Raw genomic sequence first — 16,042 nt, 5'->3', positions numbered from 1 at the left:
ATCATCACCGGGCTCAATTCATATTTGGCTGCGATCTCGTTGACGGTCTGCTCCTCGCGGAGGACCTCCAGCACGACCTTCGTCTTAAAATCTGAGGTATATCGGTTCCGTTTTTCCATAATCTTATTATAACTTATTTATCACTCTCCCGTGTCTCAACCTATGGGAGCATTATACATCAGCTAAAAGTATCTCTAACGTATGGCTTAAATTCTGGAGGATATTTATTAATACCTGTAGTAAGGATAACTTGATAATGGGGTACTGCTTTGGAACCAACTTCCGGTATTAATTTATTCCATGACCTATGCAGTTCACCCCAATTGAGGGGAAATGCATAGATTTCATATAATTTTACTCTAAACCCATAAAAGTCCATAAAAATCACTTGACTTTCCAGAAACACCCCAATAATCGCGAAGGATACCTTTTTAACGGGTATATCTTCTCGATTGTAGGTGATATTCCAATGTCAACGTTACAAAAGCCAAAGATCAAAGATTTGAATCACAGCGAATGTGCTGCAGCCCCCATTCTGAACAGTCTGTGGGAGCGTTTTGACTTCTCTTTGTTACTCGCGCAATCTGGCATCATGAAACGCAATGGGACTCCGTCCTGGTTAATTTGCTGCCTCTACGTCGTCGGCCTCGTTACGCTCTTCCGTCGCCCAGAAAGCGCAATTGGCCGACAAAGACGCTCTGCTGAAGCAAATGTTTCAGCCTTGAAGCTTGCACAGTACACTTTAAGTCGCTTCTTTACGAAAGACTTTGCTTGGACGACGTTTGGAAAAAACGTGTCGAGCGTTTGCAGCAAGATCCTGATGCGCTTACCGATGGAGATGTCGTAAATCTCGATGACACCCACAGCGCGCATCCCTTTGCCAAGCAGCTTCCGTTTCTGAGCTGGCTTTATGACCACTCCGATTTGGCCAAGCAAATGCTACTCAAGTTGCGTGAATCTGTTTCATGCGGCTTCTGGGTGGCTATGGATCGGTGGTACTTTTGCAAGCTTTTCTTCTCGTTCCTGGAGGAGAATAGCTTTGATTGGGTCACCAAAGCCAATTGCACGCGCCGCCGCCACATTTTCTCGCTATGTTTCATTCCGCATTTTCCGGCAAATAAAGACCTGGCATTGGCCAGGTCTTTGTTTTGCTCTGCCGATTGGGAAGTGTCTCGTGTCATTCACACTAATTATCGCTGTGTCCCACAATCAGTCTTTCATCCGGCTGCTGATTGTTATAACCCTCCGTGTAAGTCGGAAGGGAGTGATGCCGCTTGCTCCGTGCAAATCTGTAGTTACCGCCGTCCGGTTGCGGAATATCGGACCACCTTCTGCCTTCGCCGTTGAATTGCGGCATCCATTGTGCGAGCGCTTCGAACATCTCATCGCACATGCTCCAGACTTCATCGGTGGAACATACAGCAGCGGTAAGCGGATCGTGCAGAACAGCCAGTTTCACCAGCTCACGGTCTCCGGTCAACGCTGCGTGCACAGCCATTTCCTGCACGCTGATGCTTGCACGGCATGTGGCGGCGCACTGCAGCGGGAGATCGCCTATGACGGTCATACTAATTCCGTTGGCATCGACATACCCCGGAATTTCTATCGTACAGCCGTCAGGAAGGTTAGATATGTTTCCGCGATTTTCAACGTTAAAATGTCCACGGTAAGTGCGGCCGGTTTCCAATGCTTCTATAATATAAGATCCGTGCTCGTTGGAACGTTCCCCCAACCTGATGTATTCTGCTTCACCGTTTAGCCACTTCGGATACATTTCTCTGTATTCCTCTGTTTTATCTTTGCAATGGTTTAGATAACCGGCAGTGCTGCCTCCGATCCAAACATCCGGATAAATCCATTTGTCGATTTCCTCTTTACGTTTGCGGTACCACGGAAGATATTCACTGAGATGACCATTGGATTCGGTTGAATAATAACCGAATCGTCTCAGCACATCTATGCGGCATGGCTCGCTTTTCGAAAGCGCTGGATGTCGTTCGAACGCCTCCAACAGATAGGGGAGCATGTCATTACCTTTGTGTGTGACTTGTATGTACCACGTTTGATGATTGATGCCTGCGCAGATGAAATCCATTTCCTCCTGCGGCAGGCCCAAAGCCGTCGCGATCTGCTTATGTCCTCCTTGTACACCGTGGCAAAGTCCAACCACTTTGATACCGCCTGCACGCCGCAGCGCCCACGTGTTCATCGCCATGGGATTAGAATAGTTCAACAGTAACGCATTTGGCGCCAGTTCACGCATATCCTTGGCGAGGTCGAGCAGTACGGGGATCGTTCGCAGTCCGAAAAATACGCCGCCAGGACCTAAGGTATCGCCCACACACTGATCCACCCCGTACCTCAAGGGGATTTCCACGTCGTGCTGAAATGCTTCCAACCCGCCAACCCGGGCCATGCAAAACACATAATCCGCATCTTTCACTGCTTCGCGCTGCACGGTGGTGGGGATTACCGTCGCCGCCAGTCCGTTCGTGTGAATCATTGCTGTACATAGGTTGGCGATCATTTCTAAATTTTCTTCGTTAATGTCCATCAGGCGAAACTCCGTGTCCTGGAATTCCGGCACCGCCAACAGGTCCATCATCAATCGTCTTGTAAAGCCCACGCTGCCTGCGCCTATCATCGCAATTTTTAGCATAATGACCTCCGAATATGATTATGACTTGCATGTGTTGAACCAGTGACTGCACTACAGCGGCCTGTTGATACGTATGAACTTTGACTTTGCCTTAGCTAAAAAGATTATGCATATGTTGTTTACGCTTACATTATACACGATAGGGAGCATATTCCCCAGAAAAAATCTAGTTATCACGGATACCTGTGATCCGTCGACACACCCTGACACAAAATACATTTTTTCCACAGTAAACGCTTGCACGGGAGAAAATAGCATGGTAGTATAAGTTAAACGATTAACTCTCAGTATCATCATTCACATCGTTTGCAAAGGAGAAGGCATGACCAGCATTAAAGATATCGCCCAAAGGGCAAACGTTTCCACCGCAACCGTATCTTACGTCTTGAATGGAACCGGTAACATCAGTGAGAAGACGAGGGCGAGAATACTGCAAGTTATTGAGGCGATGAATTATCAGCCGAACCACATTGCCAAGAGCTTAAAGCTGAAAAAGACCAAAACGATCGGCGTGGTGGTGGAAGATGTGACTTCATTTAATTCTGCTGAGATTATAGACGGAATTAATGAATACGCGGAAGATCACGGCTTCTCGTTACTATTAACGAATATGCGGGTGCTGAAGCGGCTTGGTAATGAACGCATCGACACCGAACATGTGCGGCAGTTGGCTCCATCTGCGATCAAGGAGATTCTTAGCAAAAAGGTGGACGGGTTGATTTATATCGGCATCCACACCCGGGATGTCACCGGTATCATTCCCGATAATGCTCTTCCAACTGTGTATACGTATTGTTATACCACCAATGAGCGGGATTTTTTCGTTAATTACAACGACCACCTGGCTGCTTATGAGGCCACAACCTATTTGATCCGCAAGGGACATCGCAATATAGCGGTAATCAGCGGTCTTTTTAACTCGAATCCTTCGCGTGAAAGGTTTAACGGTTATTATCAGGCGATCATGGACAACCAGCTGGTCTTCGATCCGACCATAATCAAAACGGGAGATTGGGAGTTCGAATCCGGACGCCGCTTCACTGCGGAGCTGCTTGGCGCGGACGAGCCCCCCACGGCAATTCTTGCAATGAACGATATTATGGCGGCCGGCGCAATGAGCGCGTGTGCGGAGCAAGGGGTGCGGGTGCCGGACGATATTTCGATCGTAGGGTTCGATGACCGGGAATTCAGCTCGTATCTGAATCCGAAATTAACCACCATGAGACTGCCCCTGCACGAGATGGGAGTCGAGGCGATGCGCTCGCTGACTGATCTGCTTAGCCAGAGCGGCGATGTGGAGAAAGACAAAAAGCTGCAATGCACACTAATTGAACGGAATTCAGTGGCGCCGGCGAAATCTTGCTAACCAATTTTTTTTTAAGCAATAGATTAATCGATTAACCTGCTAAATTCTAATGGGAGGTGGATATCCAAGCGAGACAACTGTATACCGAAGCAAGGTTTCTGTTAGCGCGATGGAACTCATTCTTTACGTTGAGAGGGGTCGAATGATTTGAAATGGCAAATGAGAAGACAGGTTAGTCGTTCTGCCCAGGCAGGTGTGGCTGCTGCAGCTTCCGTTCTCGTTATAAGCGTGCTTGGTGCATGCTCCAGCGGAGACGCTGCAGGCAATAGTGAAAGCGCTTCTTCCGGTGGTTCCGCAGCCAACGGTACAACTTTAACCATCGGTGTCGAAACCGGAGGGCCATATACCGAGTTTTACAAAGCAAGGACTCCGCAGTTCACCGAGAAGACTGGAATTCAGGTGGAGTTCCAGGAAGTGCCGCATGACAACATGCACGAAAGATTTATTACGGAAGCTGCAGCGGGCACCGGGTCGATGGATATTTATCAGACGGACCAGCCGTGGATCGCGGAATTCGCCAAGCAAGGCTTTCTCGAGCCGCTGGATGAGCGTTTGACTGCCGAAGAGAAGGGTGAGCTCCTGCCGGCCGCCTTGGAAGCGGTCACATACGAGAACAAGATCTATGGCCTGCCTTACCTGGTACATACCCCGATTCTGTACTACCGTACCGATTTGTTCAAGCAGGCCGGCATCACCAAAGCGCCGGAAACTTGGGACGAATTCCGTGAGTATGCCAAACGGCTCACTGACAAACAAGCCGGAGTCTACGGCACCATTGTGGAAGGCAAACAAAGCGGTGAACCTGTGACACATCTGCTGGACAGATTTCTCCAGGCCGGCGGATCGGTACTGGAAGACGATAAGGTAGTGTTGGACAGCCAGGAAAACGTCGATGCGTTGAACTACATGCTTGCCATCCAACAGCAGGATCAAAGCAGTCCCGAAGGAGCTGTGAGTTACGATAACGCGGATGCGCACAACATGTTCATGCAGGGTAAGGCCGCGATGGTCATTAACTGGCCTTATATGTACGCTATGGCGAACGATCCGGCTCAATCGAAGGTGGCGGGCCAATTCGCAGTTGCTCCGCAGCCGAGGGGAAAGCAGCAGGCGAGTGCCATATGGAGCTGGGGTTTCGGCATCTCCGCCAGCTCTAAGAACAAGGATTCGGCAATGCAATTCCTGAAATGGGCGACCAGTGCAGAGATGATGGAGGAGCTCGGGAAACATTTTACTAATCCGGTGGTGAAAAAGGCCTCGATTGACGCGCTGAACTCAGATATCGCGTTGTCCGCGGATAAGAAGAATGCGATAGTCGTCATGTCTAAGGCGGTGGAATACGGCAAAAATGTCACGACCACTCCGGTATTTCCCGCCATCCAGGAGCGGCTCGCGCTATCCCTCTCCAAAATTATGACGAAGCAAAGCACGCCGGCGGAAGAATTAAAAGCAGCATCACAAGACATCGAATCCATTGTGTCTCAATAAAACTAGCAGGAGGATACATTATGGCAGTATCCGCAATGAGAAAAGTTAGGACGCATGACCGGTCCCGCCGAGTCGCAGGCATCGTTCTGACTTTACCGGCCTTGCTTATTATGGCTGCAACAGTCCTTTATCCCATTCTGTGGTCGTTGAAGATTAGTTTGTACAAGTCGGAAGGGATGATGTCGTCAGGTTCATTTGTCGGATTCGACAACTATGCTAAGGTGCTGCAGTCAAGCCAATTTCAGAGTGCGTTATGGAATACGCTGGGTTTCGTGGCCGCGACGATCATCATGGAGCTCATTATCGGCTTTGCGGTGGCGCTAGTGTTGAATCGAAGCTTGCCGGGGACGGCGCTTTTCAGGGTTATATTCACGCTTCCGCTCATGATAGCGCCGGTCGTGTCGGGTCTGCAGTGGAGATGGTTGTTCGCAGATCAATACGGCGTGGTAAATTATGTGCTCGGTTTAGTCGGCATAGATGGCCCGCTGTGGATGGGCAGCGTGTGGGGGGCAAGAGCTGCCGTGCTCATCGCCAATATCTGGTTAGCCACACCTTTCGTGATCTTGATTCTGCTTGCAGCAATGTCCTCACTGTCGGAGGATTTATATGAAGCAGCCCGATTGGACGGCGCGAATGCGGTGCAGATTTTTCACAGCATTACCCTTCCGCTGCTTAAGCCGGCGTTACTCATGATCCTGGTTGTTCGCCTATCAGATGCGTTCAGGGTATTCGACATCGTCTATATTCTCACACAGAGCGGACCGGGAGGCGCGACGGAAGTATTAAGCACATACATCTACAAAAATACATTTACCGGTCTTCATTTTGGCCAGGGCGCCGCCGCTTCGTTCGTTGTGATGCTGCTGATCATGCTTGTCAGCTTCGGTTTGTTCCGCATTCTACGGCCGAAGGAGGATAGAGCCTGATGAAAACACTGCGTTTCAGCAACATCGTTTCATATCTCATACTGCTTGCGATGTCCGTGTTTGTGCTTTTTCCTTTCGTCTGGACTTTTCTTACATCGGTCAAAACGCAGGTCGAGATGTTTTCCGTGCCTCCCGTATGGGTGCCTGAGCCTGCCACCGGCGAGCATTATAAGGCGATCATGGAAGAGGGTAAGTTTCAGTCTTTCATGACCAACAGCTTGACGGTCTCACTGGTCAGCACGTTTGCAGCCCTAATCGTGGGTATTCCGGCGGCTTACGGGTTTGCCAAATACCGCTACAAATTCAGTGGCGTACTGTTTGCGTCCCTGGTGGCGATCCGAATGTTCCCGCCCATCATACTTGGCGTGCCGTTCTTCCTGATGATGCGCTCACTTGGTCTAATCAACACGGAGCTGGCGTTAATCATCACCTATTTGCCGCTTGAGCTCACTCTTATCATCTGGATCCTGGAGGGCTTTTTCCGTCAGCTTCCTAATGAGATTGAAGAGGCTGCCGAAATTGACGGCCTCGGCACCTTCGGGAAGTTTATCCAAATCGCTATTCCACTATCTATGCCGGCGGTAGGCGTGGCAGCGATTTTTAGCTTTCTTGCCGCGTGGAACGAGTTTATGTTTGCGCTTACGCTTACCCGAACCGAGACTGCACAAACAATGCCCATCGGCATAGCAGGCTATGTCACGACGTTCCAAACGTTCTGGGGCAAAATGTCGGCTACCGGCATTCTCTACATCGTTCCTGTCATACTTTTCACCATCGTCGCCCAAAAAGGGATGATAAAAGGGTTGACGGCGGGAGCTACCAAAGAATAGAAAGGGAGATCTCTGTTGAAAAAACAACTGTTGATGAAATGGCAAGGCACTGCCGCGAAAAGCCTAAATTTCGAACTGCTTAGTGAGACCGGAGCACAGCGGGTATTAAGCATTCCGAATCCGGTATGTGTGGAGACGTGGAACGTAGGAGACGACCAGGAGTCGATAGCCGAACACACCGCTGGCTATAGCTCGGTTAGCGAACAGGAAGACGGATTCCTGTGCACAGCGGAACTGCAGGCCGACGGCAGCCGTTACCGAATTACCGATGAGTGGGTGGGTGTCGAAGCAGATACGTGGCAGGTGAATAGAACAGTAACAGTCTTGCACGGGAGGGAGTCCGCCGGATTCCGGCTGCGACTGGACGCGGTCACAGATTTCGCGGAGAAAACCGAGTTCACGGATTTACGCTATTTCGCCCCGCCCGCGCTGTATGACAAAAACGATTTGGATGAGGATGGCGTCGAGGATTACCTGAGCACTCAAAATGTGATGTACCGGGAAGACAGGTTGAATATGCTCGCTGTGTTGGCGTACGACGAGAAACGTAAGATCAGCATGACCCTGCTCAGAGCCGACCGACCGGCATACGACGATGTTCCAGCGCGTCCGAACAAAGAGAGACTGTTTTTGCAAAAGACCGCTATCGGGAGCCTAGGGGTCTGGAAGACGCCAGGCAGCGCCAATCAAATGGCACTCCGGGCCGCGTACCCATTCTACGAGGGTGAGCGTTGCCATGCGCTTTATATGAAAGAACGGCCGGACTGGGGCTCATTTTGGCCCGCCGTGACCGGGGAGTCCTTCCAGGTGTCGTATGGCATTCGCGTAGAATTGAAGCCGGCTTTCATCGACGCCATATGGCACGCCTACACCAGACGAATGAAAGACCTACGATCTGCACCGGTGCCGCTGCCTGCGTCGGCGGAGAAGCTGAACGAATACCGTTTGGCGGCTCTGGACCGCTACTACATACAAAAGGAGACGGCGGAAGACCCGAACATGCCTGCCGGCTATGTGCTGAACTGCCATCCGCAGGACGGGGTACAGCTAAGCAACATTATTCAGTTTGGTTTTACCGGACAAAACGTGCTCAGCGCCTATAACGTGTTGCGCTACGGTTTGGAGCATGGCATGCCGGATTACATAGAGAAAGCGCAGCGGGTTGTCGATTTCTTTGTGAACAAGGCTCAACTCTCCAACACCGGAATGTTCTATAACTTGTATAACGTGGAGAAGAGGAGCTTTGATTTTTGGTGGACCGGCCTGCTGCTGCCGCTCGCGTATGCGGAAGGCGAACGTCTGGCGGCACTGATGGGACCGCTGTATGAGCACCGTGAGTTTGTGATCAACGCCCTGCGGGAGAAGCAAGGCTCATATCTGCGCTGCATGAACGAGGATGTGCACGCATTGCTGCTAATATATCAATTTGAGACATCAAAGGGTAGAGAAAACGCGAACTGGTTGGATGCGGCTAGAAAATACGCTGAGTTTCTGCTCCGCACCCAGGAGGCGGACGGCACTTGGTACCGGGCATACGACATCCAGGGCAGCCCGATCACGGATCCGCCAATCTGGTTTGGTACCACCGTCTACGAACAAAAATCATCCACCGCGACATCCATTCCACTTCTCGTAGAGCTGTATGAGATTACGCAGGACCGGCGTTATTTGGAGGCCGCCCAACGAGCGGGACGCTTTGTTCGCGAAAGCATCGTCGCCGGGATAAAGTTCAATGGCGGCATTCATGACAGCATCTACGCCAAAGGGCAGCTGATCGATAACGAAAGCATCTATTTTCCGATGATCGGTCTGCTCGCGCTGTACAAGGCGACTCAAGATCCGTATTTCCTGCAAGGCGCGCACGATGCGTCTAAGCTCAATGCGTCGTGGACAGTACTGTGGGACGTTCCTCTTCCGCCTGGCAGCACACTGGCCAAGTTCGGCTTCCGAAGCACCGGCATCGGCGCCTGCGACACGCCTGGAGCGGGCTATGTGCATCCGTTTGAGCTGTCGGGCGTGGCGGAAATGGTGGATATCGCCAAGCTCACCGGCGACAGCGAGTTGTTCCGTGTGGCGGAGTTGCTCTGGCATGGCTGCAACCAGACCGTCGCCACGCCGGAGAAGGACTGGGGCTATCGATATACCGGCCTGCAGGAGGAAGGATATCTCATCAGCTGGTGGGCTTGGGATGATCCAATGTTCGGAGACACAGGGTTTGGCCGCCGTTGGAAGGGGGAAGGCAACAAAACTTGCTTCCCATGGATTCCCGCGGTGGCGGTACACTGCTATTGGAAATTATACGACCAGTTCGGCACAGCGGATTTTACCCGGATCAGAGAACAATTATCACTGCCGCAGAGCGCGATGGCATAACCCGGCTTAAGACTGATTACAAAGAAATAAGGGTGGGAGTGAGACCATTGGAATCCATCAACAATGCCGCGTTCAGCCTGCAGGTGTCCGACAAGGGCTGCGTTGATAAACTCATGATCAACGCGGACAGTGAACGGATGAACTGGGTGCTCGATCCGGCATATATCGCAGAAGTTGGATATCAAGATGAAGATAAGCTGTTCGGACATTTCAGTATAAATGTGAACGGCACGCTCTACAGCAGCAGCCGCCCGGATTCACCGGGCTGCTTGCGGCTTTCTCGGGGAGTGCTGATGCTTGTTCATCCGTTTGACGGCTTCGAAGTGCATCTCACATACGATCTTGACACCAATGATCATGCTCTACACTGGAAAATTGCTGTGCACAACACGAGCGGCGAAGAACTGACGCTGCATGATTTTAACGTCTGGGCGTCTCTGGCGTACATTATGTACCGGGATGCCGACGTGCATCGGAACATTAGCCAATCGTGTGCCGTGTTTCCGTCGCTGTCACCAGACTTCAGCAAATTAGCGTGTGTCAGAAGGAGTAACCGGGGGCCCCACCTCGGGGTTTACGCGGCAAAAGGGAGAACCCAATCGGTCGGCACTTACTGCCGTTTTGAAAATAATTTTTTTCACAACGTTTCTCCTTCGTTAGACGGCATACTGTATCACACACTTGTACTGGTGGGGAGCGGCACGCAGAATCCTTCATATACGGCTTCCGATTGGATATATATGCATAACGTGGAGCCGGTCCGTCTCGCGGCAGGAAAGTTGTTGGAGTGGGAGTACGTGCTCATGCCTTACCAGCATCCGCAAGAGTTTTATGAGCATGCATACAAGCTTGGACATCCCGTAATAGACTACACCCCGGCAGTTGTCACCGGCGGCATGTTTCAAGCGGCATTGCGATTGCCGGAAGGGCGGCAGCCGGTCGAAGTGTGGCTGGAGCATGTAGAAGCAGGCCGACGTAAGCGGTCGGATGTAACACATCTGCTGCGGCCTTCTGAGGCAGGCAGCTTTACATTGGAAGTGAGGGTAACCGGTCCCGGTGAAAGAAAGCTCGAGATCGCGCTGACTCGCGGCAAAACAGACATCGTGGTGTTCAACGTGATGGAGCCCATTAAGCAGTTGATTGAAACTCGCGTGGATTACATATGCCGCCGATTGTATCAGGGCGATGGCGCCGAGGTCCGGCATTCCTTTCTGCCGCTATCCAACCAAGGCGAATCGCTCGGCAAGCTGACCCTCGTTTTGATGAAAAATATTATGGGCACCTTCGATCAGGAACAAGTGCGGCAGGTGGAAAACAGCGCGGTGTGCTACGTCCTGCCAAAATGGTTCAAAGAGGGCAATTTCTCGCAGCCGGTGAAGCTGTATGGTGACTTCTACCGGATATTTGATCTGGATTATATCGCACATGTGTTCTATTTGCTGTCCAAGTTTCAGCCGCAGCAGTTGGCGCATCAACAGCCGGTTGAATATTTGCAGTGGGCGGCCGATGTGATGATTGTTAGATTGGACGAACATCTTCATGCGGACGAACGCGAGAGCAAAGAAACACAGCTGCTTGGCACTTATATTTTGTTTATCGAGGATCTGCTTCGCGATCTTGCGCAGTGTGGCGTGGCCGATAAGCACAATCGGTTAAACCAGCTCTGGCAGTCGGCTGGGAACCGGATGCGCAGGGAGAGCGCAGGTTATAAGGGCGCGGTCACCGAGCATTTCTACGATAACGCCGGGTTCGGGCCAAGCTGTCAGGCTCTTTGTATATTGAACTATACCAACGAAGCAAAGCTGTACGGAGAACTGCTGCTGGCAAATATAGGTTGCAGCAATGACTTTCGGGCGCAGAACCCGGACCGGTGGTGGGAAGCCTTATCTTACATGATACATTCACTGTGGGGCGGCCTGGTGGCAGCTGCAGCTCTGTCAGCGTATGAGCATCTGCGTGAAAATGAATATTTGCTCGCCTCTTACAGGGCGACTGTAGCTATGTTCTACTGTTACGATTGGCATGCGACCGCGACGGCTAAGCAACTGGATCGAGGTCAGGCCGCTTCAACCTACAGTGTCGCCGGGCCAAATTTGAACCGGCCGGATTTGTCCAGAAACAGGTTCGGCCAATCCGTGTTCGCACAGGATGGCGGACTGTTCCAAGCGTTGTTCAGCAATGCGTCCGGGGACGATTGGGATATGGGAGAGGAATTGGTGGCGTATCTTTCCGGCTTTGGGACCAAGTGCTTCCTTTATTACCGGGATGGAGAAGTGCACTGTGTGAATGGCGAAATCGTCAAACAGGGCGACCGCTATCTGGTGACCAGCTATGCAGCTTATCCGCGGGAGTTTTATTTCTTTGAAGAGAATGCTACTTATGCTGCTGCGCAAGGGGAAGAAGCCCGCACAATCGTCTTTGATTCGGGCAGGTTTTACAGTTCTGGCAACACATAGCGCCATGACCGAACCGGTAAAAATTTTCGCTGCTCAACATCCGTTGCCGGCGCTGCTGCACTCAGGGAATATCCCTGGGTGTTTTTTTATAATTGCACCAGAAATGTACGCGCAGTTCTCCGTTCACATTTTTCGCAGTGGGCGAATACACTAGCGTATCACAAGGAGGGATAGGCGAATGGATACTAACACTGCAACACAGCCTGAGCAAGCAAGGGAGGTTGACCCTATGGCCAGCGACGCGAAAGTCATGTGTCAAAGGTATATGAACTATCATGTGATCGCACATGCGAGAGACGGATCACAGTTCGATGGAATTGTGGAGGGCATGGATGAGGACGGTGTGACTATGCTTCTGCCCGAAGAGGTCGACGCCGACGAAGACAGACAATTTGGCTACGGCCGCAGAAGATTTCGCCGCCATCGCCGGCGCCGGTTCCCGTTTTATTTTTTTGCATTCCCGTATTTTACTCCATACCCGTATTACTATCCTCCGTATCCACAGCAGTACCCCTACCCGCCATACTATCCCGGGTATGACTATGGTTATGGCTATGGCTATGATTATGGTTATTAATGAGACTTTCGCTGCATCCAATTGTACAACGAAGGAGCTGTCCGCACAGCTCCTTCGTTGCGTTCTGGCGTGATGCTGCGTGGAGCCGCCGGGGCCCTTGCAAATCCAGCCAGCCACGCGGCCAAATGTAAATTAGTTGCAGGTGCAGCGCGGTGTGTTTGCCTCTTGTGGGCGGTCGAAAATAACACTTCCAGCTACGCTAAACACATGTGAGAGACTACGTTGTTGGGCATGGTCCGGTCAGAAGTTGTCTGTGCGGCTACCTAAAAAATGGGCGAATCACACCAGGTCATGCGCACAACTGGTTGCATACGATGAGTTAAGTCACGACACGAAAGGATGATTAGAATGATAATCAGAGAATACGTTTTATCGGCAGTGGCGCCGGCTGTGCTGCATGGCCTGTATGAATTACCGAGAACATCACCCGAGCACGCTCTGTATCAAGTGTCAGCTATCAGTTTTTTGATGGGTAGAGGGTTCGATTTCCCAACTGCTCATCACATAGTGGAATCGTGGGAGGATGGAGAAGCGTTTCCGCCGTTCCAAGGGGATCCAGGCGAGCCTTATCCGTATGGCACAGCGCAGCATCCGTTTTAACATAGCTCTTCCTCGCCGAGGATGCCACCCTCGTGCGCTCTCGGGCTACTTCTCAGCGCTCCCGCTGGGCTGCGCGCATTCCGGTTGGAACTTTCCCCGTCACTGTCGGCAGCTCGCTTGAGCTGCCGTTTTGCGTGCGCAGTACTTGCGCTTCAGCCTGCTGGCTGTGTACGGCCGCGCATGATACCAGACCGCGTGACATTGCGGGGTTCCGGCGGCGGCCTGGAAGAAATATAATCAATCATAGGAACATAAGTATAACCAGTCAGTATTCCGGCGCGCAGCCAAAAAGGACGAGCTGTATTGAGCAAACCGCACGGATACTGCACGGTTTAAGCTGTGAACCTCAATCCTCAAAATTGCGCGGGAGGCGTGTGTGATGAAATTGAGCTGGTACTACCGTATGCTGCTGTCGTACACACCGATATTTTTCGTCGTCATCTCGATTTTGATCTTCTCTTTTTTCGCAGTGCTGAGCAAAACGGCAGAACAGCAGATCGTCACTACAAACCAGGCTGTCGCTGCAAAAATCCTGCAGGCCATCGATGCGAACCTGAAGTCGGCCGAGCGTATCGTGATCAAGGAGATGTACACGAACAATGCGTTGAAACATTTTTTCGCGGACAGGGACAATAAAGCGTTATACGACTACTTTCTCATTTCCCAGCAAATTGATGAAATTTCGTCCACACTCCCTTTTTCCAACTCCATCTACCTGCACAAAGCCGATTCCGGTCAAGTATTGTCGAGGAGCGGCATCTCCGCCGTGGAGCAATTCGGTGATCGTGACTTCCTGCTCGCCGCCTATCAGTCGGAATCGCCACACAGCGTGTGGAGCGACCCGCGAACATTTAAGGAGTTCGTCCATGAATCGAACGACGAGCGCGTCGTGTCGCTGGTGAAGTTTTTTCCCGACGCCGGAGAAAAGCAGGGTGTGATCGTGGTTAACATCCGCGTGCAGGCCCTGATGGGTTTCGTGAAGGACTTAACCCGGTCGGATCCGGGTCCGATCATGCTTCTTGCCTCCAACGAGCAGCCTTTCGACGTCAACGGGGCCATGCCTGCTCCACCCAATGCTGACCAGCAAAATGAGTGGCTGCACACACGGTCTGAATACACGGGCTGGACATACTTGTCGGGTGCCCGGGCGAACGAGCGGCTGTCGCTGGTCACGATGTTCAACGATTTTTGGATGATGATCGGCCTTCTCGCTATTGTGTCCGGTCTGGTTTGGTTCACCTACATTACCCATCGCGGTTATAAGCCGATTCAGGCGCTAGCGGTGCGTATGCAGCTGTATGCGAAAAGGCTGAGCGGGGAATTGGTCAAGCATTCCGGCAGCAATGAGCTGAAATATATCGAAGCAGCCATTGACAACCTGCTGGAACGGGCAGGGCAATATGAGCAGCTGCACAGGGACGATTTGCCGATGCGGCAGCGCCAGTTGACGTTCGAGTGGCTGGCAGGCCACAAGGTTATGGGCGAGGCCGAGTGGAAACAGGAGATGGCAAAGCTCCATATGCCAACCGCTTGTGCAAGAATGACGGTGGCTGTGCTGGAGATCGACCGGTTCGCTGATTTTACCAAGGCTTATAATTCCAGAGATCAATATTTGATTAAATTCGTGCTCGGCAATGTGCTCCAGGAAATCACCCAAAATGACGGACTCGTCACTTGGAGCGAATGGACCGAGCCGCAGCGGATGGCGGTTATTTTCTACGTGCAGCCTAATGTGGAGCTCGGAGAAGAGCAGTTGCTGGCTGTGATGCAGAAAATGCGGGACTGGACAGCGAACAATCTGGAAATAACGGTGTCCGCCGGCATCGGCGCGGAAGTGCCATTCCCTTGCGAGGCGGCGCATTCCTTTGCGGAGGCCGGACAATTTTTGTCGTACAAGCCGGTGTTTGGCATGGGTGCTATTATCGGCAGGCGCGAGACTGAGACGAAAGCGGAGGGGCCGGTGTACGTACATATGAAATTGGCCCGATTGGTTGCAGCGTCGTTCCGTTTGAATGCCGGTGCGTGGCAGGCACATTTCGCCGAGTTGTGCCAAGTGCTCCAACAGGGGCGCTATACGAAAGCTGACATCGAAACGATAACGAACTACTTGCTGCATCAGCTGCGCAAAGAAACGGCAGGGCTCATCGATGGGCTAAGCCGCGTGGTGGAACAAGAATGTGCGCCCCAATTCCAAGCAGCGGCCAGTGCTGCGGAAACCTTGGATGAGTGGCGTGAGCGTCTCGGCAGCGCGCTGGCATCGTTGGAGCATACGATGAACGAAATGCGATCGATTAAGAATCACTACTCGCTCATGTGCAGTGTAAAAGATTATATTGGGACGCACTATGCGGACCCGAATCTGTCTCTCAATCAGGTTAGTGAACATTTTGGGCTCAACCCGCGTTATTTGAGCAAGCTGTTTAAGGAGGAATTCGGCGAAAAATTCATCGATTACATGATAAAAGTAAGATTGGAGGAAGCTGAGAAGCTGCTGTTGAACACAACGTTAACGGTACAGGCAATCGCGGAGCGGGTGGGATACGTCCATGTCATCTCTTTTCATCGTGCATTTAAGAACATGTTCGGCGCACCGCCCGGTGACTACCGGAAGCGGGGAGAGTTCACATGATGACCTCCATTTGGTGCGCTGACACCCGGTTTTTAGCGAAAATGTTAAGTGTGAGAAAATGTTAAGCTGATTTTTGCAAGCGCTTTCTTACAATTTGATATGCGAAGATTTATGTAAATTGACCGCCTTTCGACGATT

The 16,042-nt window shown here is 51.6% G+C and carries 12 protein-coding genes; 10 read left to right on the top strand and 2 right to left on the bottom strand.

Annotated features, from left to right (window positions below; all coding sequences use genetic code 11):
• Positions 1–119 (bottom strand): transposase (locus CBW46_RS22225; protein WP_165842182.1); only part of this gene is annotated, 119 nt, incomplete at its 3' end.
• A gap of 350 nt (positions 120–469) precedes the next feature.
• Here CBW46_RS22225 and CBW46_RS03550 point away from each other — a divergent pair.
• A complete protein-coding gene (locus CBW46_RS03550; RefSeq protein ID WP_089198610.1) occupies positions 470–847 on the top strand; it encodes a hypothetical protein in 378 nt (125 codons plus the stop codon).
• A 339-nt stretch (positions 848–1,186) separates the two neighbouring features.
• Here CBW46_RS03550 and melA read toward each other — a convergent pair whose 3' ends face one another.
• Positions 1,187–2,659 carry an alpha-glucosidase/alpha-galactosidase gene (melA, locus tag CBW46_RS03545; protein ID WP_089198609.1) on the bottom strand — a complete coding sequence of 491 codons (1,473 nt, stop codon included), beginning with the start codon at positions 2,657–2,659 and terminating at the stop codon, positions 1,187–1,189.
• A 322-nt stretch (positions 2,660–2,981) separates the two neighbouring features.
• On the opposite strand from melA, the gene CBW46_RS03540 reads away from it, so the two are divergent.
• From CBW46_RS03540 to CBW46_RS03500, 9 genes are all read left to right on the top strand, one after another.
• A complete protein-coding gene (locus CBW46_RS03540; RefSeq protein WP_089198608.1) occupies positions 2,982–4,025 on the top strand; it encodes a LacI family DNA-binding transcriptional regulator in 1,044 nt (347 codons plus the stop codon).
• Positions 4,026–4,172: 147 nt separating this feature from the next.
• Positions 4,173–5,513 carry an ABC transporter substrate-binding protein gene (locus tag CBW46_RS03535; protein WP_089198607.1) on the top strand — a complete coding sequence of 447 codons (1,341 nt, stop codon included), beginning with the start codon at positions 4,173–4,175 and terminating at the stop codon, positions 5,511–5,513.
• A 20-nt stretch (positions 5,514–5,533) separates the two neighbouring features.
• Positions 5,534–6,439, top strand: a complete 906-nt coding sequence (locus tag CBW46_RS03530) for a carbohydrate ABC transporter permease (protein WP_089198606.1) — start codon at positions 5,534–5,536, stop codon at positions 6,437–6,439.
• Positions 6,439–7,269: a carbohydrate ABC transporter permease gene (locus CBW46_RS03525; RefSeq protein WP_089198605.1), complete on the top strand. Its 831-nt coding sequence runs from the start codon at positions 6,439–6,441 to the stop codon at positions 7,267–7,269. The genes CBW46_RS03530 and CBW46_RS03525 overlap by 1 nt, the downstream gene beginning before the upstream one ends.
• 15 nt (positions 7,270–7,284) lie before the next feature.
• The gene (locus CBW46_RS03520; RefSeq protein WP_089198604.1) at positions 7,285–9,642 is read left to right on the top strand and encodes a hypothetical protein; all 2,358 of its coding nucleotides are present in this window, start codon (positions 7,285–7,287) and stop codon (positions 9,640–9,642) included.
• A gap of 47 nt (positions 9,643–9,689) precedes the next feature.
• On the top strand, positions 9,690–12,098 hold the full coding sequence (locus CBW46_RS03515) for a hypothetical protein (RefSeq protein WP_089198603.1): 2,409 nt from the start codon (positions 9,690–9,692) through the stop codon (positions 12,096–12,098).
• 178 nt (positions 12,099–12,276) lie between these two features.
• Positions 12,277–12,675, top strand: a complete 399-nt coding sequence (locus CBW46_RS03510; protein WP_243633143.1) for a hypothetical protein — start codon at positions 12,277–12,279, stop codon at positions 12,673–12,675.
• A 348-nt stretch (positions 12,676–13,023) separates the two neighbouring features.
• The gene (locus CBW46_RS03505) at positions 13,024–13,275 is read left to right on the top strand and encodes a hypothetical protein (RefSeq protein WP_089198602.1); all 252 of its coding nucleotides are present in this window, start codon (positions 13,024–13,026) and stop codon (positions 13,273–13,275) included.
• Positions 13,276–13,654: 379 nt separating this feature from the next.
• A complete protein-coding gene (locus tag CBW46_RS03500; RefSeq protein WP_089198601.1) occupies positions 13,655–15,904 on the top strand; it encodes an AraC family transcriptional regulator in 2,250 nt (749 codons plus the stop codon).
• The last annotated feature ends 138 nt before the right edge of the window (positions 15,905–16,042 follow it).

Source organism: Paenibacillus xerothermodurans, assembly GCF_002220865.2.
In the GTDB taxonomy this organism is placed as follows: Bacteria; Bacillota; Bacilli; order Paenibacillales; family NBRC-103111; genus Paenibacillus_S; species Paenibacillus_S xerothermodurans.
The sequence above is the reverse complement of the archived record's forward strand: the minus strand, read 5'-3'. Positions and strand labels throughout refer to the sequence as shown.